The organism is Streptomyces cylindrosporus, assembly GCF_022698165.1.
GTDB classification, from domain to species: domain Bacteria; phylum Actinomycetota; class Actinomycetes; order Streptomycetales; family Streptomycetaceae; genus Streptomyces; species Streptomyces cylindrosporus.
The window spans coordinates 538,166-559,041 of sequence record NZ_JALDAY010000001.1 but is presented as its reverse complement, the minus strand read 5'-3'; the positions used below and the strand labels follow the sequence as shown (position 1 = coordinate 559,041).

The window sequence follows — 20,876 nt, the reverse complement described above, 5'->3', positions numbered from 1 at the left end:
CGGTCAGTTGCCGTAGTAGGCGCCCGGGCCGTGCTTGCGGGTGTAGTGCCGGTACAGCAGATGCCGCGGGGGCGGGGCGGTGGCGGCCAGGGCCAGGGTGTGGATCGCCATGTCCGCGACGGCCTCGCAGATGATGGCGTGCTCGACCGACTTGCGGGCACCGGCGCCCCAGGTGAACGGTCCGTGGTTGGCGACCAGCACACCCGGCACCTCCCTCGCCCGCTCGTCGTCGCCGTCGAGCAGGTCGACGATGATCCGGCCGGTGTTGTACTCGTAGTCCTTCGCGCACTGCTCGGCGGTGAGGTCGGGGGTGCACGGGATCGGCCCGTTGAAGGTGTCGGCGTGCGTGGTGCCCAGCACCGGGATGTCCCTTCGGGCCTGGGCGAAGGCCACCGCGTGGGTGGAGTGGGTGTGGGTGACACCGCCGATGGACGGGAACGCCAGATAGAGGCAGCGGTGGGTCTCCGTGTCGGTGGAGGGGCGCAGACGGCCGTCGACCACGGCCCCGTCAAACAGCCGTACCGTCACCAGGTCGTCCGCCTTCAGCTCCTCGTACGGCACTCCGGACGGCTTGATGACGAACACCCCCGCCTCCCGGTCGACGCCGCTCACATTGCCCCAGGTGAGGGTGGCGAGGCCGGCCCGGGGAATGGCCAGGTTGGCCTCCAGGACCTCCTGCCGCAGGACATCGCGGACATGCACGCTCATCGTCGGTCCCTCCTCACCGGGCAAGGCGGTAGTAGGCGGAGTTCCACCGGATCTCCTTGGCGAGCTGCTCCGAGGTGGTGTCCTGGTCGATGGTGAGCAGTTCGACGTCGGCCATGGCCGCGTAGTCGGCCAGGGTCTCCGGATCGACGGCGGAACTGAGCACCGTGTGGTGCGGGGCGCCGGCCAGCAGCCAGCTCTCGGCCGACTCGGCGAGCGAGGGGCGCGGCACCCACACGGCCCGGGCGACCGGCAGTTGGGGCAGCGGCTCGCTGGCCACGACATCGACGGTGTTGGCGGTCAGCCGGAACCGGTCGCCGAGGTCGCACAGGCCGACGACCACGGCGGGGCCGGGGGCCGCGTCGAAGATCAGCCGGACGGGGTCCTCGCGGCCGCCGATGGACAGCGGGTGGATCTCGCAGCGCGGGCGGCCGGCGGCGACGGACGGGCAGACCTCCAGCATGTGCGCGCCGAGGATGCGGGGGACGCCGGGGCACAGGTGGTAGGTGTAGTCCTCCATGAAGGTGGAGCCGCCCGGCCTGCCGAGGCCCATGACCTTCATCGTGCGCAGCAGCGCGGAGGTCTTCCAGTCGCCCTCGGCGCCGAAGCCGTAGCCGTCGGCCATCAGCCGCTGGACGGCGAGTCCGGGCAGCTGGCGAAGGCCGCCCAGGTCCTCGAAGTTGGTGGTGAAGGCGGTGAAGCCGCCGTCCAGGAGGAAGGCACGCAGGGCGAGTTCGACCCGCGCCTCGTACACCAGCGAGTCGTGCCGGGGGCCGTCCGGGCGCAGGATGGGCACCATGTCGTACAACTCGCAGTAGTCGGCGGCGAGTTCGACGGCCTCCTTGTCGGGGACGCTGTCCACGACGGCGACCAGGTCGCCTACGGCGTAGGTGTTCACGGAGTAGCCGAAGCGCAGTTCCGCCTCGACCTTGTCGCCCTCGGTGACGGCGACGTCCCGCATGTTGTCGCCGAAGCGGGCCAGGCGCATGGTGCGGGCGGCCTGCCGGCCGGCGGCGGCGCGGGACCAGGCGGCGATCCGGGCGATCACCCGGGGTTCGGTGGCGTGCCCGGCGACGATCTTGCGGTGCACCCCGAGGCGGGCCTCGATATGGGCGAACTCGCGGTCGCCGTGGGCGGCCTGGTTGAGGTTCATGAAGTCCATGTCGATGCTGGACCAGGGCAGCGACAGGTTGAACTGGGTATGCAGGTGCAGCACGGGCCGGTCCAGGACGCTGAGCCCGCCGATCCACATCTTGGCCGGTGAGAAGGTGTGCATCCAGACGATCACGCCCGTGCAGGCGTCGGAGTCGTTGGCCTCCCGGCACATCCGGCGGATCGATTCGGCATCGGTCAGGACCGGCTTCCAGACGATCCGCGCGCGGATCTTCGGCGCCTCGTCGAGGATGTCGGCGATCCGGCGGGACTGCTCGGCGACCTGGCGCAGGGTGTCCTCGCCGTACAGACCCTGGCTGCCGGTGAGGAACCAGATCTCCTGGGCCGTCTCCGGAGCCGTCTCCGGGACCCGGTGTGCCTCGTTCGGTGAAACAGTCATGACGGTTCCTTTCACGGAGATCCGGCTCACGCGGAGGCTGCTTCGCGGATGCGGCGCAGGCGGTGCATGACGTCGTTGCCGCCGCGGCCGAAGTGGTCGTGCAGCAGGCGGTATTCGGCGTACAGGCGGTCGTACGCCGCGGCCCGCTCCGGGTCGGGCAGGTAGCCGGCCCGGTGGACCTTGCCCATGGCGTGGGCGGCGGCACGGATGTCGGGGTGCGCCCCGGCGGCGACGGCGGCGTGCGTCGCGGCACCCAGGGCCGGGCCCTGCGCGGAGGCGATGACGCTCAGCGGGCGGCGGGTGACGTCGGCGTAGATCTGCATCAGCAGGGCGTTCTTCGTCAGGCCGCCGGCGACGATCAGTTCCCGTACCGGTACGGCGGCGGACTCGAAGGCCTCGATGATGGTGCGGGTGCCGAAGGCGGTGGCCTCCAGCAGGGCGCGGTAGACGTCCTCGGGGCGGGTGGCGAGGGTCTGGCCGACGATGAGGCCGCTGAGGTCGTGATCGACCAGGACGGAGCGGTTGCCGCTGTGCCAGTCCAGGGCGACCAGGCCGTGCGCGCCGACCTTCTGCCGGGCGGCGAGGGCGGTCAGGTACTCGTGCGGATCCTGCCCGGCGGCCGCGGCCCGCTCGGCGTACTCGGCGGGGAAGCCGGTACGCACGCACCAGGCGAAGATGTCACCGACACCGCTCTGCCCGGCCTCGTAGCCCCACAGTCCCGGCAGGATGCCGCCGTCGACGACCCCGCACATGCCGGGCACGGCGCCGAGCCGGTCGGAACTCATGACATGACAGGTGGAGGTGCCCATGATGGCGACCATCTGACCGGGCTCGACCGCCGCCGCGGCCGGGGCGGTGACATGGGCGTCGACATTGCCGACACAGACCGGGATGCCTGCGGGCAGCCCCGTCCAGGCGGCCGCCTCGGCCGTCAACCGGCCTGCCGCCGAGCCCAGTTGACCGATCGGCTGGTCCAGCTTGTCGTCGACGAAGCCTTCGAAGTCCGGGTGCAGGGCGGCCAGATAACCGCGGGAGGGGTAAGCGCCGTCCTGGTACTGGCCCTTGTAGCCCGCGGTGCAGGCGTTGCGGACGTACGTCCCGCAGAGCCGCCAGACGATCCAGTCGGCACCCTCCAGCCAGCGCTCGGTGCGGCGGTAGGTCTCCGGGTCCTCCTCAAGGACCTGCAGCGCCTTGGCGAACTCCCACTCGGAGGAGATCTTCCCGCCATACCGTTCGAGCCAGGGCTCCTTGCGCTCGGCGGCCAGCGCGTTGATCCGGTCGGCCTGGGGCTGGGCGGCGTGGTGCTTCCACAGCTTGGGATAGGCGTGCGGACGGGCGTCGAGACCGGGCAGTTCGCACAGGGGGGTGCCGTCGGCGAGCGTCGGCAGGACCGTACAGGCCGTGAAGTCGGTGCCGATGCCGATCACCTGCCCGGGCCGCACACCGGAACGGGCGAGGGCCTCGGGGACGGCGTGACGCAGGACGTCGATCCAGTCGGCGGGCACCTGGAGGGCCCATGCGGGCGGCAGCGGTGTGCCGTCGGGCAGTTCGCGGTCGAGGACGCCGTGCGTGTACATGTGCTCCGCCGTCCCCAGCTCCGCACCGTCACGGACCCGGACCACCACGGCCCGCCCCGACAGCGTGCCGAAGTCGACTCCGACGACACAGGGATCGAGGTCGCCGCGCTCACCGTGCTCACCGTGCTCGGCGTCCATGGGCCGGCCCCCTTCCGGGTGTTCGGTATATCGACCATCGTTCGGAACAACTGCTTACAGGACCATGGTCACCGGGGCGCAGATCCGGGGGCAGGGGTCTTAGGTCCCACAGGCAGGGACGAACGGACGTCGAAGAAGGGGTTCCGGTTCCCGAAGTCACACTCCTTTCACATCCGTTGAACAGCGCCCCGCGCAACGCCGTATGTAAGGGCGGCCCGTGCTCCCCCGCGCGGGCCACCCAGACACGACGGGCCCGGAAGTCCCCGCCGGGCCCGCCCCATACGGAGGTTCCATGGCCGACAACGTCACCTCGCTGTTCCGCAGCACCGCGGCTCACAGCCCGTCGATGGCGGCGTTGACCCGGGAAGGCGGCGACGGGGCCGGCCCGATCGACTTCTGTATCCCCTGCAATCCCTACTTCCCCACCCCGGCCATGATGGACACCATGGCGGCGCGGCTGCGGGACATCGTCACGTACTACCCGAGCAGCGCCGACACCATCACCGCCGAGCTGTGCAACCTGCTCCAACTCCCGCCGCAGGCCGTGGCGATGGGCAACGGCTCGACCGAGCTCATCACCTGGATCGACCATCTGATGGTCCGCGAGTCCCTCGCCATCCCCGTCCCCACCTTCGGCCGCTGGACCGACCAGCCCATGGAGACCGGCAAGCGGGTCGACATGTTCCCGCTGCAGGAGTCCAACGGCTTCGCCCTGGACCTCGCCCAGTACGCCGAGTTCATCCGCAAGCGCGGCACCCGGGTCGCGGTGATCTGCAACCCGAACAACCCCGACGGCGGCTTCCTCCACAAGCACGCGCTCGTGCAGTTCATGGACGCGATGGCCGACCTCGACCTCGTGATCATCGACGAGTCCTTCCTGGAGTTCGCCGACGCCGAACAGGAGCCGAGCGTCGTGCAGGAGGCGATGATCCGGCCGAACGTCATCGTGCTGCGCAGCCTCGGCAAGAACTTCGGCCTGCACGGCATACGCTTCGGCTACATGGTCGCCAACCCCTCGCTGGCCGGCCGGGTCCGTTCCATGCTCCCCAAGTGGAACCTCAACGCCTTCGCCGAGTACGTGGTGTTCATGCTCAAGGAGCACGGGGCCGAGTACGCGCAGAGCCTGCTGCAGGTCCGCCGGGACCGCCTCGACATGGCCAGCCAGCTCTCCGCGCTGCCGGGCCTGACCGTGTACCCCTCGCAGGGCAACTTCCTTTTCGTGCGCCTCCCCGTGGGCGCCGAAGGCACCGTGGTCCGGGACCGGCTGCTCACCGAGCACCGCATCCTGGTCCGCGAGTGCGGCAACAAGATCGGTTCGTCCAGCCGCTTCCTGAGGCTCGTGGTGCGCCCCCAGACGGACGTGCGTCGCCTGGTGTCCGGCATGGAACAGGTGCTCTACGGGACCAGGAGGGGAGCCGCCGTGCCCGAGCTGGGCGCCGGGACCAGCTACAGCTCGGGTACGGCGGCCGTGGACCGGCTGGTGGGCGAGACGAACGGGGCGGGGATTCAGATGCCGACTCAGATGCCGATGCAGATGCCTGCGGCGCCTGAGCCGGTTCCGATGCCTGTGCCTGTGCCTGCGGCGCCTATGCCGATGCCGACGCCCATGCCTGCGCCCATGCCTGCGGCGCCGATGCCGGCTGCGATGCAGGCGCCTGTGCCGGTGCCTACGCCTATGCCTGAGCCGGTCATGCCTGTCGGGCCTACGCCGCCTGGAGTTCCGGCTCGTGGGGGGCTTACGGCGGCGCAGGTGCGGGGGACTACCGGGCCTGGGTTGGCTCCGGCGCCCGCTACCGGGTGGCCGAATGCGCAGTCTTGGCCGAGTGCGGCTGGAGCGTAGTCGGGTGCGGGTGCGTGGGGGCTGGTCGCGCAGTTCCCCGCGCCCCTAGGGAGTTGCTCTCACCGCGTGGATCAGTGACCCTCCCAGTGGCAGAGCGTCGCACCCCCTGAACTCGAAGCCTGCCTCCTCCAGCAGGCCTCGGTAGTGGTTCTCGTTCCGTTCGCGGCCTCCCACGTTGCACAGCATGTGGACGTCCCAGGCGACCGCGGGGGCAGGCGTGCCCTCTCTGTCCGGCAACAGGCGTTCCACCAGTAGGAGTTGGGCTCCTGGGCGCATCGCCTCCGCGCATCTGCGGAGGATCGTCAGGCAGCGTTCGTCGTCCCAATCGTGGAGGACTCGGGAGAGCAGGTAGACGTCTCCGCCGGGCGGAACCGCCTTCGTGAAGTCACCGGGCGAGAAAGTGCAACGGGCCGTCACGTCCGCCAAGTTGGACCGTGCCGCCTCCAACGCCCCCTCCTGCTCCAGGAGTACGCCCTCCACGTGCGCGTGAGCCCGTAGCACACGGCCCAGCAGCTCGCCGTTTCCGCCGCCGACGTCGATCACCTTGTGGACGTCGGTGAAGTCCAAAAGGTGTGGCACCGGGGCGAACATCTCCGTGCTGGCCGCCATCGCGCGGTGGAAGAGGTCGCCGAGTTCGGGGTGTTCGGCGAGGTAGGTGAAGTGGTGTCGGCCGTAGCGGTGGGCGAAGGCCTCCTCGCCGGTGCGGACCGAGTGGGTGAGGCCGGCGAAGGAGTCGTAGAACAGGCCGCCGTACAGGAGGGCCAGCGGGTGGAGGGAGAAGTCCGTTCCCGTGCGCAGGGGTTGGCCCGCCGCGGTGAGGTGGTACGTGCCGTCCGCCGAGGTCAGGAGGCCGAGGGTGGACAGGTAGCGCAGGAGGCGGCGGAGGGCGTCGGGGTGGGTGTCGGTCAGCTTGGCCAGGGTGTCGGCGTCCATGCCCGGGGTGTCGGCCAGGTGGTCGGCGATGTGCAGTTCGGCCATCGTGGCGACGGCCTGCGTGGCCCAGGCGCCGGTCATGACGCCGAGGAGGGAGACCGCCGGGTCGGGCAGGGGCGCGTGGCGGCCGGGCAGGCGGAGTTCGAAGCGCTGGTGGGTGCGGGTGCGGAAGTAGAGGACCGTCACGTTCTCGTGGGCGTTGTGGCCGCCGCCGTCCGAGACCGCGCCGCCGCGTTCCTGGAGCAGGGTGCGCAGGCCGGCCGGGACCACCGGGCCCGGTGAGGTGAGGGCGAAGGCGTGGTGGGACTCGTGGCCGGCGGCTCGTTCGTCGGCGACGACCGCCTCCAGGGGGGAGTCGGGCGGGACCGGGAGTGCGAAGACCTCCACGCTGCGGCCCTCCACCGCGACGTGCACGATGCCCACCGGGCTCTCGCCGACCACCGCGCCGTAGCGGCGGGCCAGTCGGCCGCGGACGACCACACTCGGGGTCATCTCGCCCGGTTCCAGGCCGCGTTCACGCAGTTCCTCGCACAGGCCGTCGAGGGTGGCAGGGAAGACGAGTACCGCGGTGTGGTCGAAGACGAGGTGGCGGGAGACGTCGGCCCGTTCCTCGGCGGTGAGGTCGGGGAGCAGTTCGGCCAGGACCTGGTCCGTGTCGTGGGCACGGACGTAGTCGGCCGCGCGCCGGATCCTTTGCAGGTCGGCTTCGGCCAGCAGGCATGCCTGTACGACGGGGAGGTTCATGAAGGGTTCCCGGTGGATGGTGGGACGGATGCAGGGGTGCTGGGGAGTGCTCGGGAGTGCTGGGGAGTGCTGGGATCAGATGCCGGTGTAGTTCTCGGCGAAATAGTCCTGGTGGGTGCGGGAGGTCCGCAGGCTCTCCAGGCGGGCGTACTGGAGGGCGCGGCCGTAACGGGCCTCGGCGCCGTCGTCGGCGGGCCCGTGCAGCAGGCCGCTCATCCAGTGCGAGAACTCGTGCGCCCGCCACACGCGGGGCAGGGCGTCCGCGGCGTACCGGGCGAGTCCGGTCTCGTCACCGCGGGTCAGTGCCTCGGTGAGGGCGTGCGCCAGCAACTCGGCCTGGAGTACGGCGAGATTGGCGCCCTTGGCCGCGGAGGGGCTGATGAGCCCGGCCGCGTCGCCGGCCAGCCACAGCCGCCCGGCGCCCGGGCTCTCCAGGACGTCGGAGCGCAGGTCGACGACCGCCTTCTCCAGGACCGGGCCCTGTCGGAGCGGGCCGAACTCGGCCGTGCGCATCCGGGTCGCCAGCTCGGTCCAGATCCGGTCCTCGCTCCACTCGGCGGGGTCGGTGCCGCGCGGGCACTGGAGGTAGTAGCGGGTGACGGACGCGGTGCGCGCCATGTGGCCGGCGAACCCCCGCTCGTGCAGGGCGTATCCCACGGCCGCCATGCTGGGCGGGGCCTCGGCCAGGACCGCCAGCCAGGAGACGCCGTGGTCCCAGCGGGAGGTGCGGGTCCCCTGTGCGATGAGTGCGCGGCGCGCGACGCCCCGGTGTCCGTCGCACCCGGCGACGTACCGCCCCGTCACGTCCTGGCCGCCGCGCACCCGCACCCGGCCCGCGGAGATCTCCTCGACCTCCTGCCCGAACCAGAGTTCACCGCCGCGCCGCAGATACTCGGCGACCAGGTCCCGCACCAGCTCCTGCTGCGGGTACACGGTGTGCACCTCGCCGCGCCCCAGCCGCCCGTAGTCGAGGGTGAACTCCCCCCGGTCGCCGCGGAAGAGGCAGGTCGCGTGGGTACGGCCGCGGGCCCGCAGTCCGGCGGCCAGGCCGTTGTCGGTCAGGACGCGCACGGAGTGGGCGGCCAGGAATCCGGCCCTGGCCCGCCCCTCCACCGCCGCGCGCGCACGCCGTTCGAGAATGACGCAGTCGACCCCTCGGTCCAACAGGAGATTGCCCAGAACCAGCCCCGCCGGCCCGGCCCCGACGATCACCACACCGACCTGTTCCCCCAGGTCGAACCGTTTCCCCATGCCCGCCCTCTGACGTTTCACTTTCGGTCAAGGGGTTTCATATCACCCGGATCTTCACCGGACATACACAGAACAGGGCGATTGGTCCATACGGGTGGGGGCCTAGTACGCGACCGGCCAACCCGTGCTCCAGCTCAGCAGGTTGATGCCGAGCTTGGGGGTGCCGTTGTCGTTGCCGTCGTAGTAGTGGTAGACGATCAGGTCGCCGTCGGAGTCGTTCATGACGGACTGGCCGCCAGGGCCGATCACGCTGCCGTGGGACTCCAGGACGGGTGTGCCGCCGTTGTTCGTCATCGCGACGCCGCTCTTGTCGTAGTACGGGCCGGTGACGCTCGTGGCGCGGCCGACCTTCACCTTGTACGTGGAGCTGGTGCCCTGGCAGCAGACGTCGTAGGAGGCGAAGAGGTAGTAGTAGCCGCCCCGCTTGACGATGTACGGCGCCTCGACCGCCTTGGTCCCGGTGGGGCGGGACGCGATCGAGTAGCGGGTGGTGTTGGAGGCGAGCTGCTTCCCGGTGCCCGGGTCTATCTGGATCATCTTGATGCCGGTCCACCAACTGCCGAACGACAGCCACCACTTGCCGTCGTCGTCGACGAAGAGGTTCGGGTCGATGGCGTTGTAGTCGCTGGAGGTGGTCGAGGTGTAGACGGTGCCGTAGTCGGTCCAGGAACCGGGCAGGCCGGTCGCTGAACCGGCCAGCCCGATGGCCGACTTGTTGGAGCCGAAGGTCGAGACCGCGTAGTACATCAGGTACTTGCCGCCGTGGTACGAGATGTCCGGCGCCCAGGCCTCGGTCGCGTACGAGGACCACCAGCCCGGCTTGGTGGCGAAGGCGTCGCCGCCGGCGCTGAACGCGGTGCGGTCGGTGGAGGTCCGGTAGGCCAGGCCGCCGCCCGTGGAGTAGAGCAGGTAGCGGCCGGCCGAGGTGCGGATCATCGTCGGGTCGTGGACGACGACGTCGCCGGTGACCGTGCCCGGGTTGGGGTAGGCCGAGGCCGTGCCGGGGACCAGGGCGAGCAGGACGGCGGCGGGGATCGCGAGAAGTGAAGTGCGGTTCACGTTGACGCTCCTCCAGGTGGGGGGATGCCGGATGAGGTTGTTCGATATACCGATCGCCGATCAGAGCTTCGGACGGTCGGCTTCGGACGGGACCGTAGAATCGAACAACTTGCGCGTCAACGGTCCGCGCAGCCTCAGGCGTTCGGCCTGCGCGCGGTGAACCGGAAGTGCCCCTCGCCGGGCGCCCTGATGACCGTGATGTCGGTGAACCCGGCGGCGGTGAGGCGGAGTTCGAGGGTGTCGGGGTCGACCGGCACATAGGTGTCGTCGACGTGGAAGTCGCGCAGCTCGTCGCTGGCGACGGAGTCGGCGCCCACGAACACCCCGCCGGGGCGCAGGAGTTGACGGATGCGAGCGAACAACCGGTCCTGGGCCTCGGGTGATTCGACGTGGTGCAGCATCGTGAAGCAGGTCGCCGCGGAGTAGCGGTCGGGCTCCAGGTCGACGGTGCTCGCGTCGCCGTGGACGACCGTGGCGCGGGCGCCGTCCAGTCGGGCGGCGAGTTTCCGGGCGAGCTCGGCGTCGATCTCCACCGCCGTGACATGGGAGGTCAGTTCGAGGAGGAGATCGGTGGTGAGGCCGGGGCCGGGGCCCACCTCCAGTACGTCGTCGCCGAGTTCGACCGTGTCCCGTAGCCAGGGCAGCAGCCTGGTGCGCAGTGTCTCGGCCCACTCCGGGGAGGTCAGGAAGGTCAGGTGGTACTGGTTCATGGACGTCATGTACTCAGTCGTACATACTCCGGGCCATGACCGGCTCCGCACGAACGGCCACATCCGCGCCTCCCGCGGCCAACTCCCACTGGGCGTCGATGCGTTCGACGGGAGTGGCGGCCGGGACCTTCGCCTTCGAGGGCGACGGGACGACGGCCTGGCACCGGCATGACCAGCACCAACTGGAGTACGCCTCCGAGGGGATCGTCGGCGTCGAGACCGCGACGGCACGCCACCGGCTGCCGTCCCGGCAGGCGGTGTGGATACCGGCCGGCCTGGCCCACCAGAGCTCGTTCATCGGGGCGAGGACGGTCTCGGTCTTCTTCGATCCCGCGCTGCTGCGGGACACCGGTGGCCGGGTCCGCGTCCTGCCCGTGGACCCGATCCTGCGCGCGATGCTCATCTACGCCGCGCGCTGGCCGATCGGCCGCACGGGCGGTGACGCGGTCGCCGACTCCTACTTCGAGGCGCTGTCCCACCTGGTGCGCGAACGCCTCGACGAGGAGCTCCCGTTCCACCTGCCGGCCAGCACGGACCCCCTGGTCACCGAGGTCATGCGGCACACCGACGCCCACCTCGCGACGGCCTCCCTCGACCGGGTCTGCCGGGCCGTGGCGGTCTCCGAACGCACCCTGCGCCGCCGCTTCCAGGCGGCCACCGGCATGACCTGGCGCCAGTACCTGCTGCACAGCCGCCTCCTGCACGCCATGACCCTGCTGGTCGAGCCCGGCAGCACGGTCCTGACGACCGCCCTCGCCGTGGGTTTCGACAGCGCGAGCGCCTTCAGCAGGGCCTTCCAGGCCTACACCGGGGAGACCCCGAGCGGCTTCCGCCAGGACCGGGCGTCCCGGCCGGCCCCGGCCGGCCGCTAGTGGTCGTTCTCCAGGTGGAGCTTGAGGAGGTCCACGCCGTAGTCGCCGCCGTTGGGGGTGCGGATGATGGTGTGGATGTGGTGCTGGCTGGGCGTGTGGTTCTGGGTTTCGTAGGCGATCGGGGACTGGGCGTCGTACTCGATCAGGACGACCGGGCTGTGCACGCGGTAGTAGAAGGCCGAGGAGTCCCCGGTCTCGCCGATCCAGTAGAAGTACGTGTCGTCAAGGTGGTCCTCGACCTCCGTCATCTTCACCTCGGCGTGGCCGTCGTCCATGTTGCCGACGTACACGCGCACCAGGTCGAGGAGGTTGGCGCGCTGTGCGCTGGTCCAGCCCTTGGCGGCCAGGCCCTGGTAGGCGATCTGGGCGTTGTCCTGTCCGGCGCCGGCCTTGAAGTTGTCGTTCGCCTTGGCCTCGGAGGAGACGACCTTCTTCCGCTGGGCGGAGGTCAGCGAGCGCAGAAGCGTCAGCCCGGCCTTGGTCTCCTTCCTGAAGAGGGTGATCTTCTCGCCCTTGTAGGTGGCGGAGGTGGGCTCGGAGCCCATGAAGGTGGGCGTCATGACGACCTGGTCGCCGAGGACGAAGTAGTTGATGGCGACGTGGTGACCCTCGTACTGGAAGCCCCACGGCTTGGTGGTCGACGGGGTGCCCATGAAGGTGAAGAAGTACGCGCCCTCGGTCAGGGTCGGCTTGTTCCCGCCGCTGTAGTCACCGAGGTACGCGTTGAGCTTCATGATGTTGCGGGTCTGGGTGAGCCCGTCGGCGGAGAGGGCGGCGCCGAGCAGCGCGTAGCCCAACTCCCGCTTCTTCTCGGTGATGTCGCCCATGCGGACGCCCTGGCGCTCGTACCCGTCGACGTTGCTCCACTTCAGCCACTCGTCGTCGTCCACGTCGAAGACGCAGGACTTGCGCTCCTTGCTGGAGAGCCCGTCGAGGAAGGCCTGCGCGGCCTTGACGAGCTTGTCGGTGGAGACGTCGGTGGAGTGGATCGAGTACAGGTCGTCGAGGACCTTGCCGTCGGTGGTGACGCCCTTGAAGTCGGCGTACTTCACCTCACCGGCGCCGGGTCCCATGCCACCGCCGCCACCCCCACCTGGCCCGCCGGAGGGCATACCGCTGGGGGCACCGGAGGGCATGCCGCCGGGCCCTTCGGCTGAGGCCGAACCGCTCGCCGTACCGGCGGAGTTGGAGTCGTTGGAGCAGCCGGTCATGGTCGCCATCGCGGCGACGCCGCCGGCGAGCAGCGCCTTGTTCATGAACCAGCGGCGGCTGCGTTCGGCTTCGGGGGTGCGGGGTCGGTGTCCGTGCATGGACTCCAAAATCCATGACGTACCTGAAGTGTTCCTGGGTCCTGCCTGTGAGTGCGGCGGCCGTGGAGGTGTAACGGGGCGTGACCGTCAGGGCGCACCACCTGCACCCCCTCGAAACGCCGGAGAGCGGGTCGGGCTTCGCGTCGATGCTGTCCGTGTACGCGATGACGGCGGCAGCGGCCCTGTTCCTGACCTGGCAGCACCGCAGCCGCCGCAACGCCCGGACCATCACCCCCGGCGCGGACCTCGGCCACGACGTCTGGGCGGTCGCGGGCTGGCTCATCCCGGTGGTCAACTTCTGGGTCCCCCGCGGCCTGCTCCTAGGCACGCTGCGCGCGAGCGCCCCCGCCGGCGACCGCCGCGACGAGGCGCTGGTGAACGCGTGGTGGGTGGCGTGGGCGGCACACATCGTGATCGGCGTGCTCGGTCAGTCCTCGACCTCGCTGCCACTGCTGGTGACGTCGGAGGCGCTGAACATCGCGGCCGCGGTCCTGATCCTCTGGCTGATCCAGAGGATCACATCCGTGCAGGGCCGCGCGCTCGAAGCGATACGGCACGCTCCTGCTCCGCAGGGAACCCCGACGGCCTGACCGCCGTCACCGGTCGGCCGCTCTCCTCACCAGGGCACGCCACCTGGGCAGATCGACCTCCGCCCGCACGGTCTTCCCCGGCGACTCCCGCTCCAGTACCTCCCAACGGTCGGCGAGCGCGTCCACGAGAACGAGCCCGCGGCCGTCTTCGTCGAGAGGATCCGGAGTCGGTACGGCGCCGGGTGCGGGCGGTCGCTGCTCGGCGCGGGTGTCGGTGACCTCGATGCGGACGCTGCCCGTGACGAGCGAGAGCCGCAGCTCGAAGTCCCGCCCGGGGACACGGCCGTGGGTGACGGCGTTGGCGGCGAGTTCGGCGACGATCACGGCGACGGCGTGCGCCGGGTCGCTGTCGTCCGGGATGCCCCAGGTGTGCAGCTGGTTCAGGGCGAGGTGGCGGGCGAGACGGGCACCGCGCGGGGTGGAGCTGAGGCGCTGACTGAACGTACGTACGGTAATCGGGAGTTGGGGGGTGAAGGGTGCGGTCATAGGCCCAATCTGGCGGGCCGGAAGGGCACTTCACCAGGTCCGGCGCGCGTACTCTCCGGGAGAGTACGCGGTCACGGTCTGGACAGTACATGTGACTGCCCGTGACCATGGGCGCGGGAGGTGACCGACTGTGGTCGATGGTGGTGGCGGTGAGCCGGAGTCCTCGGACAGCATGCGGACGTTCGGGGCGGTCGTCCAGGCGTTGCGGGAGTACAAGGGGCTGAGCCGGGAGGGGTTCGGGAACCTGGTGGGGCTCTCCAAACACACGGTGGCCTCAATCGAGTTGGGGCGGCGGATGCCGGATCCGGACTTCGCCGAGCGGGCGGAGCCGGTGTTGGGCAACACGGGAGCGCTACGGAAGGCTGCGCCGTGTCTGGCTCGACAGCCGGGGCTGGCGGCATGGTTTCGGCAGTGGGCGCGGCTGGAGAAACAGGCAATCACCCTGTACACGTACGAATGCCGGATGATTCCAGGGCTGTTGCAGACCAAAGCGTACGCACGCCAGTTGTTCGTCGACGAGTTGCCTCCGCTGACCGACGAGCAGATCGAGGCTCAATGGGCGGCGCGGGCCGAGCGGCAACAGCTGCTGCACGAACGGCCCAACACCGCGTACGGCTTCATCATCGAAGAGCACCTGTTCAGGCGGTGCACGGGCGGCGAAGAGGCCACGCGCGAACTCATCGACCATGTGCTGGAGATCGCGCAGCTACGGAACGTCGAGATCCAGATCATGCCGCTGGTACAGGAGTCACACGCCGGGCTGCACGGTCCCATCCGTCTTCTGGAGGCCCCCAACAACAATTGGTTCGCCTACAACGAGGGGCAGATGAGCGGGCAGCTCATCACTGACCGGAAGGTGATCAGCGGGCTCCAGAGCCGATATGCCAGGATGCGTTCGCAGGCTCTCTCCATCCAGGATTCCACGAGCCTGTTGCAGCAGATGCGAGGAGACCTATGAGCACCTCCGAACTGGCCTGGTTCAAGAGCAGCTACAGCAGCGGCTCTGGGGACGACTGCGTCGAGGTCGCCCTCTCCTGGCGCAAGTCCAGCTACAGCAGCAGCGGCGATGGCGACTGCGTAGAGGTCGCCGCCTGCCCCACCACCATCCACCTCCGCGACTCCAAGAACCCCCAGGGCCCCCAGTTCACCGTCTCCCCCGCCGCCTGGGCCGGGTTCCTCGCTCACGCGCGGCGGAGCTGACCCCGGCTCACGGTTTGTGGGTCACCCAGAGCAGTTCCGCCGGCCAGCGGTGGGCCCAGTCGGGTGGGTCGGTCTCGTTGTAGCCGTTGGGAGTTCCGCGTTCGGGGCGCGGCTCGATGAGGTCGTCGATGACCAGACCCGCGCCGCGCAGGACCCTCACCCAGTCGCCGTACGTGAGCTGATAGCTGGTCGCGCCGTCGCCTTCGGCGATGCCGTCCAGCCCGAAGTAGTCCTGCCGCAGCGTCGTCGTCACCCGGCCGGCCGCTTCGTCGTAGCAGGCCTCGAACCACGGGCTGGCGACGTTGAACACCAGGCGCCCGCCCCGCCGCAGGACGCGAGCGGCTTGCGGGACGGCCAGAGACGGCGGCGCCCAGCTGAGCCCGCCGAAGTCGCAGAACACGAGGTCGAAGCTGTCGGCGGCGAAGGGGAGTTGTTCGGCGGCGCCCTGCACCAGCGGGTAGCGGGGCACTCCCATCGCGCTGGCCGCCGCCGCGAGTTGCGCTTCGGACAGGTCGAGCCCGATCACGCCGGCGCCCTCGGCGGCGAGCGCCCTGGACCACTGGCCGGCGCCGCAGCCGAGTTCGAGGACGCGCTTGCCGGTGACGTCGCCGAGGGCGTGCAGCTGCGCGTCGGGGATGGAGTACATCCCCCACAGCCGGGGTACGGCGCCGATCCGCGGGTCGTGCTCGTGCTGGTAGGCGCCGCTGATCCGGTTCCAGAGCCGCCGGTTGGCGGGGATGCTGTCCACGCGCCGACTCCAGCACTGCCTGCCGGGGACGGTCAACACGATTGATGGTGGCATTCACAGGGGCAGACACCGCTGCCAGGGCAGGCGTCCGCCAGGAACACCCGGTCGACGATGCCTGCCGCCTGGAGCGCCGACAGGAGCCGGTGGAAGCCGCCGATCGAATCCCTGTCCTTGACGACCCCGTCCGGCCTGGTGACCCCCAGCCGCGCTTTGACCTGCGGGATCGCACAGGCGAACTCGGCCACATGCCAGGCCAGCCGCTCGTCGAGGAACCGGACGACCGCGTCCCGGTCGCCGGCGCGGGTACCGGCGATCAGAGAGGTCCGGCCGGCCTCGACCCGCTCGAAGGACCACAGCATCGCGTAGTAGGCGGCGAAATAGACGTCCGCCTGCAGCGGGTCGCTCAGGTCCGGGCTCCGGCCGCTGTTCAGCGCGCCGTAGTGCAGTCGCGCGACATAGTTGCGGACGAACGCCGCTTCCCCGGCGGTCAGTTCGTGGACGAGACTCCGCGCCGTCTCCAGCCTCGTCTGCCGCTGTTCCGACCGGTGCAGCCGGACCGCGATCGCCACCGCGACCAAGGCCAGCGCGGCCGACGAGACACTCGCCAGGGCCGACAACTCATCCGCGCCCATCCCTCACCCCCGAGTCCGGCCGCCTCTCCCCTGTCCGGAGGTATTCCCGGCATACCTGACCAACAAGAAACTTGACGGGCCGTCACTTTGCCCAACTGACAGCTCGGCAACAGGTTCCGCTCCTAGCGTGCCGTGTCCATGACAGACACTCCGGAAGCAACCCCGACCCCGCCCCAGATCGGGCGTCGTACCGTGCTCATCGCCACCGGTGTCACGGCCGCGGGGCTCGCCGTCGCCGCCGCAGCGCCCGGCAGTGCGCCCGCCGCGCTGGACACCGCCGACACCGCGCCCGTCGCCGCCGCGGCCGTGTGCACCCTCACCAAGGAGATGACCGAAGGCCCCTACTACCTCGACGGAGCACTCGTCCGCTCCGACATCACCGAGAGCAAGCCCGGTATCCCGCTCAAGCTCGCGCTCACCGTCGTGAACTCCGCCTGCGCCGTCATCCCCGACGCGCTGGTGGAGATCTGGCACTGCGACGCCCTCGGCGAGTACTCCGGCTACGTCGGCAACAACGGGCACAACGAGGCCGACGACGGCACCTTCCTGCGCGGCGGAGTACTGACGAACTCCTCCGGCGTCGCCAACATCACCACCATCTACCCCGGTTGGTACCGCGGTCGCTGCATCCACATCCACGTCAAGGTGCACACCGGCGTCACGCTGACCTCCGACGGCTCGTTCACCGGCGGTACCGAACTCCACACCGGGCAGCTCTTCTTCGACGAGTCCGTCACCACCAAGGTCGCCGCGATCTCGCCGTACTCGACGAACACGGTCACCCGCACCACGCTCTCCCAGGACTCGATCTACGACGGCGGCGGTGCCGCGTCCGGGCTCCTGACCCTTACCGCCCTGGGCAGTTCGACCTCCTCCGGCTACACCGGCAAGCTCACACTCGGCGTCTCCCAGAGCTGAATCAGAGCCGAGTCAGAGCCGAATCCCGCAGGGGTGGTCCGCGCACGCCGCGCCGCGGACCACCCCCTCACACCTGCCCGCCTCAGGAAGCCGGGCAGTCCTTCCACGCCAGGTGGTACACCGTGCTGATGTCACCGTCCGTCGAGTCCATGGTCATGAAGCTGACCTTGCCGGGATTCGCCGTACCCGCGTTCACTCTCAGCTCGGTGTTGATGTTGAAGTTGCGCTGAACTCCACAGGGCGCCCAGACCAGTTGGGCCCAGTCCGTGGAGTCCGTGGCCTGCCAGTCGTCGTTGTACGCGCCGCTGAACGGATGGGTCTTCGGCACCGTCGTGGACGAGCCCTGGAAGTAGTACGAGGCCTTCTGCGTGGCGCTCGCCCCCGGCTGGAGCGAGAGGAAGCCGCGGTAGTCGGCGCTGGCGATGGCGTAGGTGAAGCCCTGAGGGACGTGCACGATCAGGTTGAGCTGGCAGTTCTTGCGGAACGCCGTCGGGTCGGAGTTGCCGCCGGCCTGGGCGAGGTACTGGCTGTAGGTCACCGTGAAGGCCGTGTTGTCGGGCGAGACGGCGACCGCCGCCGTGCCCTGGGGGCAGCCGGAGCCGTTCACCGTCGCGACGTCGATGACGATCTTGTCGGGGGGCGGGTTGTCGAACACGGGGGACGAGGCCTGCGCGGGCAGTGCGGTGGTGAGCAGAGCGGCGACGCCGCCGCTCAGCAGGAGTCCACGGATCATGGTCTCTCCGGTTCTGTGAGTGGGGGGTGGCACACCCCGGACCCCGAGGAACCTTTGGAGAAACAGTGAGGTTCCTGTGAAGGCCGGAGGCGCTCCGCATCGTAGGGAGCCCCACAACCGGCGGTCAGGGCGAACTCAAGCCATTCACAGTCGCGCATTTCACAGGTACGCCCCCGGCTTCCCTGCCCATGATCAGACGCCGACGGGCTGCCGCTCCTCGGCGGCCCCTGCCTCCGCGGCCCTCTCCTGACGGTAGGCGCGGACCGAGTACGCAAGGGCGGCGGCCCACACCGCGTAGAGCAGGACGTACACCGGCGTGCTCAGCGCGCTCGACGCCCCGATCCAGTCGCTCTTCAGCAGCGTACGGACGTTGGTGACGATGATGATCCCGCCGACCGCCGAGCCCAGCACCCGCGGCGGCACGAGCCGCACCAGCCAGGCCGCGATCGGCGCGGCGACCAGCCCGCCGAGCAGGAACGCGAGCACCCAGCTCCACTTCAGCCCCTGCGAGCCGAGGGAGAAGAGGAACCCGAGGCTGGCGGCGACCGCGACAAGGAACTCGCTGGTGTCGATGGATCCGATGACCTTACGGGGTTCCATACGACCGCTGGCCAGCAGCGCGGGCGTACCGACGGGCCCCCAGCCGCCACCGCCCGTCGCGTCCAGGAACCCGGCGACCAGGCCCAGCGGCGCCAGGAACCGCTTCCGCAGCGGCTGGCCGAGCCGGTCCTTGGGCAGGCCGCGCAGGGTGAACCGGGACATGACGTACACGCCGAGCCCCAGCAGGATCAGCGACATCACGGGCTCGGCGACCTCGGTGGACAGCTTGCTGAGCACCGTGGCACCGAGGAAGGACCCGACCGCGCCGGGCACGCCGATCCTGGCGACGACCTTCCAGTCGACGTTCCCGAAGCGCCAGTGCGAGGCGCCGGACATCAGGGTCGTACCGATCTCCGAGAGATGCACCGTGGCCGAGGCGGCGGCCGGATTGGTGCCCATCGCGAGCAGCAGCGTGGTGGAGGTCACGCCGTAGGCCATGCCGAGGCTGCCGTCCACGAGTTGGGCACCGAGGCCCGCGAGGGCGAGCAGGATCAGCGTGCGCATGTGTGGGGTCCCGTCCGTGTCGCCGTCGTCGGCGGCGTCTTTTTCCTGGCTTTCCCACCGGAGAGGTAGGGATGAACGGGAGGCGACGTTAGGGCGTCAAGCTGAGTGCGGGCTTAGACGACGATGAGGACGGCTCACAGAAGCGGCCGCACGAGCTTCGTCAGCTCGGCCTCCGTGACCTGGCCCATCCGCGTCGCCGCCGCCTTGCCGGTCGGGTCGACGACGATCGTGAAGGGCAGGGCGCGGGTGTTCACCAGGCCGTGCGGCAGGCGCAGGAGCTGCTTGCCGGACGGGTCGTGGAGGGAGGGGTAGCCCAGGGCGTGCTGGCGTTGGAAGGCCAGGCCGTCGGTGCGGCTGCCGTCGTTGTTCAGGCCCAGGACCTGGACCCCGCGCGCTCCCCACTTCTCCTGCAGGTCCTTCAGCTGGGGCGACTCCACCCGGCAGGGCGGGCACCACGAAGCCCATGCGTTGAGTACGACGACCTTGCCCCGGTAGTCGGACAGCCGGACCGTCTTCCCCTCCAGGGAGGTCCCGGCCAGGTCCGGGACGGCGGGGCGCTTGCCCTCGGCGTAGGTCCTGCTGAGCGGGTCCCCCGGGCTGGTGTCGCCGATCGGCGTCGGGGTCGAGCAGCCGGTCAGGACGGCAACCGCGACGGCCACGGTCGCGCAAACGCCTCGGATCACCGTCGCCCCACTCCCCCGCTCAACAGCCTTGCCCCACAAGGTCATTGTCCTCGCCGCACTCCGGAGCCCGTCGGGTGGGGGCGGGTACCGGGGGCGTACCGGTCCTGTCCTAGCCTGCTGTCCGTGATCCTCCGGAGCCGACTCGCCCTCACCGCGGGCGCGGGCGTCCTCGTCGCCGGGGCCGGGCTCGCCGCCCACCTCCTCACCGGCGACGACGCCGACGCCGGTATCCGTGCCGCCAAGGGCGCGGGCGCCCCGTACTGCAAGCGCATCGCCGACGGCGCGCCCGCCTCGCTCGGCGGGCACTCGCGGCGGGACAGCAGCCTCGCCGGGGTCGCCGTGTGGGGTGACCAGGCCATCGTGCTGCGGTGCGGGGTGACACCGCCCGGCCCCACCGGCGATCCGTGCTTCGCCGTCGACGGGGTCGACTGGGTGTACGACGAGGCGCAGTCCACGGACGGCAGGAAGGTCGTGGTCACCTACGGGCGGACCCCCGCGACCCAGGTCGTCTTCGACGGGTCGACCGGCACGGACGCGGCGCTGGTCGACCTGTCCCGACTGGTCGCCCCGGTCCGCCAGACCTCCCGTTGCCTCGGGAAGGCGTCCGGCTGACCTACGGGTTCTCCCAGGCAGCCGGTTCCGCCGCCAGCTCCTTCACCGGCTCCGGCAGCGCGTCCGCCGCGATGTCCGCGATGGTGACGCCCTCCAGGATGCGGCGCACATTGGCCCGCAGCGCGATCCACAGCGGCAGCAGCGGCTGCGCCGACCCGGTGTACTCCAACCCCGTCGGCCGCTCGCCCCGTACCGACACGATGGGCCCGTCCACCGCACGGATGACGTCCGCGACGGTGATCTTCGCCGCCTCCCGCGCCAGCCGGTAGCCGCCGCCCCCGCCGCGCCGGCTGTCGACGATCCCGCCGCGCCGCAGATCGCCGAGGATCCCCTCCAGGAACTTGTGCGGGATGTCCTGCTCGGCGGCGATGGCCTCCGCCTTCACCGGTCCACCGTCCTGCCGAACGGCGAGCTCAAGAACCGCCCGTACCGCGTAATCCGCCCGTGCCGAGATCCTCATAGCACCATTGTGGCGGGTA

At 70.2% G+C, this 20,876-nt stretch carries 22 protein-coding genes; 7 read left to right on the top strand and 15 right to left on the bottom strand.

Annotated elements, in window-relative coordinates:
- Positions 1-3 precede the first annotated feature (3 nt).
- Genes araD through araB form a run of 3 tightly spaced genes read right to left on the bottom strand, consistent with a single transcriptional unit; the run spans position 4 to position 3,972 of the window.
- The gene (araD, locus tag MQP27_RS02360; RefSeq protein WP_242760302.1) at positions 4-708 is read right to left on the bottom strand and encodes an L-ribulose-5-phosphate 4-epimerase AraD; all 705 of its coding nucleotides are present in this window, start codon (positions 706-708) and stop codon (positions 4-6) included.
- A gap of 13 nt (positions 709-721) precedes the next feature.
- Positions 722-2,257, bottom strand: coding sequence for an L-arabinose isomerase (gene araA, locus MQP27_RS02355; protein WP_242760300.1), 1,536 nt, complete (start codon positions 2,255-2,257; stop codon positions 722-724).
- 26 nt (positions 2,258-2,283) lie between these two features.
- Positions 2,284-3,972, bottom strand: coding sequence for a ribulokinase (gene araB / locus MQP27_RS02350; protein ID WP_242760292.1), 1,689 nt, complete (start codon positions 3,970-3,972; stop codon positions 2,284-2,286).
- A 292-nt stretch (positions 3,973-4,264) separates the two neighbouring features.
- Here araB and MQP27_RS02345 point away from each other — a divergent pair, with 292 nt between their 5' ends.
- Positions 4,265-5,812 (top strand): pyridoxal phosphate-dependent aminotransferase, encoded by a 1,548-nt coding sequence (locus MQP27_RS02345; RefSeq protein WP_242760284.1) that lies wholly within the window; start codon positions 4,265-4,267, stop codon positions 5,810-5,812.
- A 45-nt stretch (positions 5,813-5,857) separates the two neighbouring features.
- Here MQP27_RS02345 and MQP27_RS02340 read toward each other — a convergent pair whose 3' ends face one another.
- From MQP27_RS02340 to MQP27_RS02325, 4 genes are all read right to left on the bottom strand, one after another.
- Positions 5,858-7,489 (bottom strand): methyltransferase, encoded by a 1,632-nt coding sequence (locus tag MQP27_RS02340; RefSeq protein WP_242760282.1) that lies wholly within the window; start codon positions 7,487-7,489, stop codon positions 5,858-5,860.
- Positions 7,490-7,564: 75 nt separating this feature from the next.
- On the bottom strand, positions 7,565-8,740 hold the full coding sequence (locus MQP27_RS02335; protein ID WP_242760280.1) for a 4-hydroxybenzoate 3-monooxygenase: 1,176 nt from the start codon (positions 8,738-8,740) through the stop codon (positions 7,565-7,567).
- Between the two features lie 102 nt (positions 8,741-8,842).
- Positions 8,843-9,799: an arabinan endo-1,5-alpha-L-arabinosidase gene (locus MQP27_RS02330; protein ID WP_242760278.1), complete on the bottom strand. Its 957-nt coding sequence runs from the start codon at positions 9,797-9,799 to the stop codon at positions 8,843-8,845.
- Positions 9,800-9,933: 134 nt separating this feature from the next.
- Entirely contained in the window at positions 9,934-10,518 is a 585-nt protein-coding gene (locus MQP27_RS02325; protein ID WP_242760276.1) for a class I SAM-dependent methyltransferase, read from the bottom strand.
- Between the two features lie 26 nt (positions 10,519-10,544).
- On the opposite strand from MQP27_RS02325, the gene MQP27_RS02320 reads away from it, so the two are divergent.
- On the top strand, positions 10,545-11,381 hold the full coding sequence (locus MQP27_RS02320) for a helix-turn-helix transcriptional regulator (RefSeq protein ID WP_242760274.1): 837 nt from the start codon (positions 10,545-10,547) through the stop codon (positions 11,379-11,381).
- Here MQP27_RS02320 and MQP27_RS02315 read toward each other — a convergent pair.
- The gene (locus MQP27_RS02315) at positions 11,378-12,691 is read right to left on the bottom strand and encodes a DUF3500 domain-containing protein (protein ID WP_242760265.1); all 1,314 of its coding nucleotides are present in this window, start codon (positions 12,689-12,691) and stop codon (positions 11,378-11,380) included. The genes MQP27_RS02320 and MQP27_RS02315 overlap by 4 nt on opposite strands.
- Positions 12,692-12,771: 80 nt before the next feature.
- Between MQP27_RS02315 and MQP27_RS02310 the strand changes: the two genes are divergently transcribed.
- Complete coding sequence (locus MQP27_RS02310; protein WP_242760263.1) at positions 12,772-13,281, top strand: DUF4328 domain-containing protein; 510 nt, start codon at positions 12,772-12,774, stop codon at positions 13,279-13,281.
- A gap of 6 nt (positions 13,282-13,287) precedes the next feature.
- On the opposite strand, the gene MQP27_RS02305 is transcribed toward MQP27_RS02310, so the two are convergent.
- Positions 13,288-13,767: an ATP-binding protein gene (locus MQP27_RS02305; RefSeq protein ID WP_242760261.1), complete on the bottom strand. Its 480-nt coding sequence runs from the start codon at positions 13,765-13,767 to the stop codon at positions 13,288-13,290.
- A 172-nt stretch (positions 13,768-13,939) separates the two neighbouring features.
- On the opposite strand from MQP27_RS02305, the gene MQP27_RS02300 reads away from it, so the two are divergent.
- On the top strand, positions 13,940-14,725 hold the full coding sequence (locus tag MQP27_RS02300) for a helix-turn-helix domain-containing protein (RefSeq protein WP_278195638.1): 786 nt from the start codon (positions 13,940-13,942) through the stop codon (positions 14,723-14,725).
- Positions 14,722-14,967: a DUF397 domain-containing protein gene (locus MQP27_RS02295; RefSeq protein WP_242760257.1), complete on the top strand. Its 246-nt coding sequence runs from the start codon at positions 14,722-14,724 to the stop codon at positions 14,965-14,967. The genes MQP27_RS02300 and MQP27_RS02295 overlap by 4 nt, the downstream gene beginning before the upstream one ends.
- Positions 14,968-14,974: 7 nt before the next feature.
- Here MQP27_RS02295 and MQP27_RS02290 read toward each other — a convergent pair whose 3' ends face one another.
- The gene (locus MQP27_RS02290) at positions 14,975-15,715 is read right to left on the bottom strand and encodes a class I SAM-dependent methyltransferase (protein ID WP_242760254.1); all 741 of its coding nucleotides are present in this window, start codon (positions 15,713-15,715) and stop codon (positions 14,975-14,977) included.
- Between the two features lie 32 nt (positions 15,716-15,747).
- Positions 15,748-16,347, bottom strand: a complete 600-nt coding sequence (locus MQP27_RS02285; RefSeq protein ID WP_242760252.1) for a hypothetical protein — start codon at positions 16,345-16,347, stop codon at positions 15,748-15,750.
- A 138-nt stretch (positions 16,348-16,485) separates the two neighbouring features.
- Between MQP27_RS02285 and MQP27_RS02280 the strand changes: the two genes are divergently transcribed.
- Positions 16,486-17,265, top strand: a complete 780-nt coding sequence (locus tag MQP27_RS02280) for an intradiol ring-cleavage dioxygenase (protein ID WP_242760250.1) — start codon at positions 16,486-16,488, stop codon at positions 17,263-17,265.
- An 82-nt stretch (positions 17,266-17,347) separates the two neighbouring features.
- On the opposite strand, the gene MQP27_RS02275 is transcribed toward MQP27_RS02280, so the two are convergent.
- From MQP27_RS02275 to MQP27_RS02265, 3 genes are all read right to left on the bottom strand, one after another.
- Positions 17,348-17,998 carry a DUF4360 domain-containing protein gene (locus tag MQP27_RS02275; RefSeq protein WP_242760248.1) on the bottom strand — a complete coding sequence of 217 codons (651 nt, stop codon included), beginning with the start codon at positions 17,996-17,998 and terminating at the stop codon, positions 17,348-17,350.
- A 192-nt stretch (positions 17,999-18,190) separates the two neighbouring features.
- Entirely contained in the window at positions 18,191-19,102 is a 912-nt protein-coding gene (locus tag MQP27_RS02270; protein WP_242760246.1) for a sulfite exporter TauE/SafE family protein, read from the bottom strand.
- 134 nt (positions 19,103-19,236) lie between these two features.
- Positions 19,237-19,785: a TlpA family protein disulfide reductase gene (locus MQP27_RS02265; protein ID WP_242760244.1), complete on the bottom strand. Its 549-nt coding sequence runs from the start codon at positions 19,783-19,785 to the stop codon at positions 19,237-19,239.
- Positions 19,786-19,908: 123 nt separating this feature from the next.
- Here MQP27_RS02265 and MQP27_RS51340 point away from each other — a divergent pair, with 123 nt between their 5' ends.
- Positions 19,909-20,397, top strand: coding sequence for a DUF3515 family protein (locus MQP27_RS51340; protein ID WP_242760241.1), 489 nt, complete (start codon positions 19,909-19,911; stop codon positions 20,395-20,397).
- Between the two features lies 1 nt (position 20,398).
- Here the strand turns inward: MQP27_RS51340 and MQP27_RS02255 are convergent, their stop codons facing one another.
- Positions 20,399-20,857, bottom strand: a complete 459-nt coding sequence (locus MQP27_RS02255) for an RrF2 family transcriptional regulator (protein ID WP_242760239.1) — start codon at positions 20,855-20,857, stop codon at positions 20,399-20,401.
- Positions 20,858-20,876 lie beyond the last annotated feature (19 nt).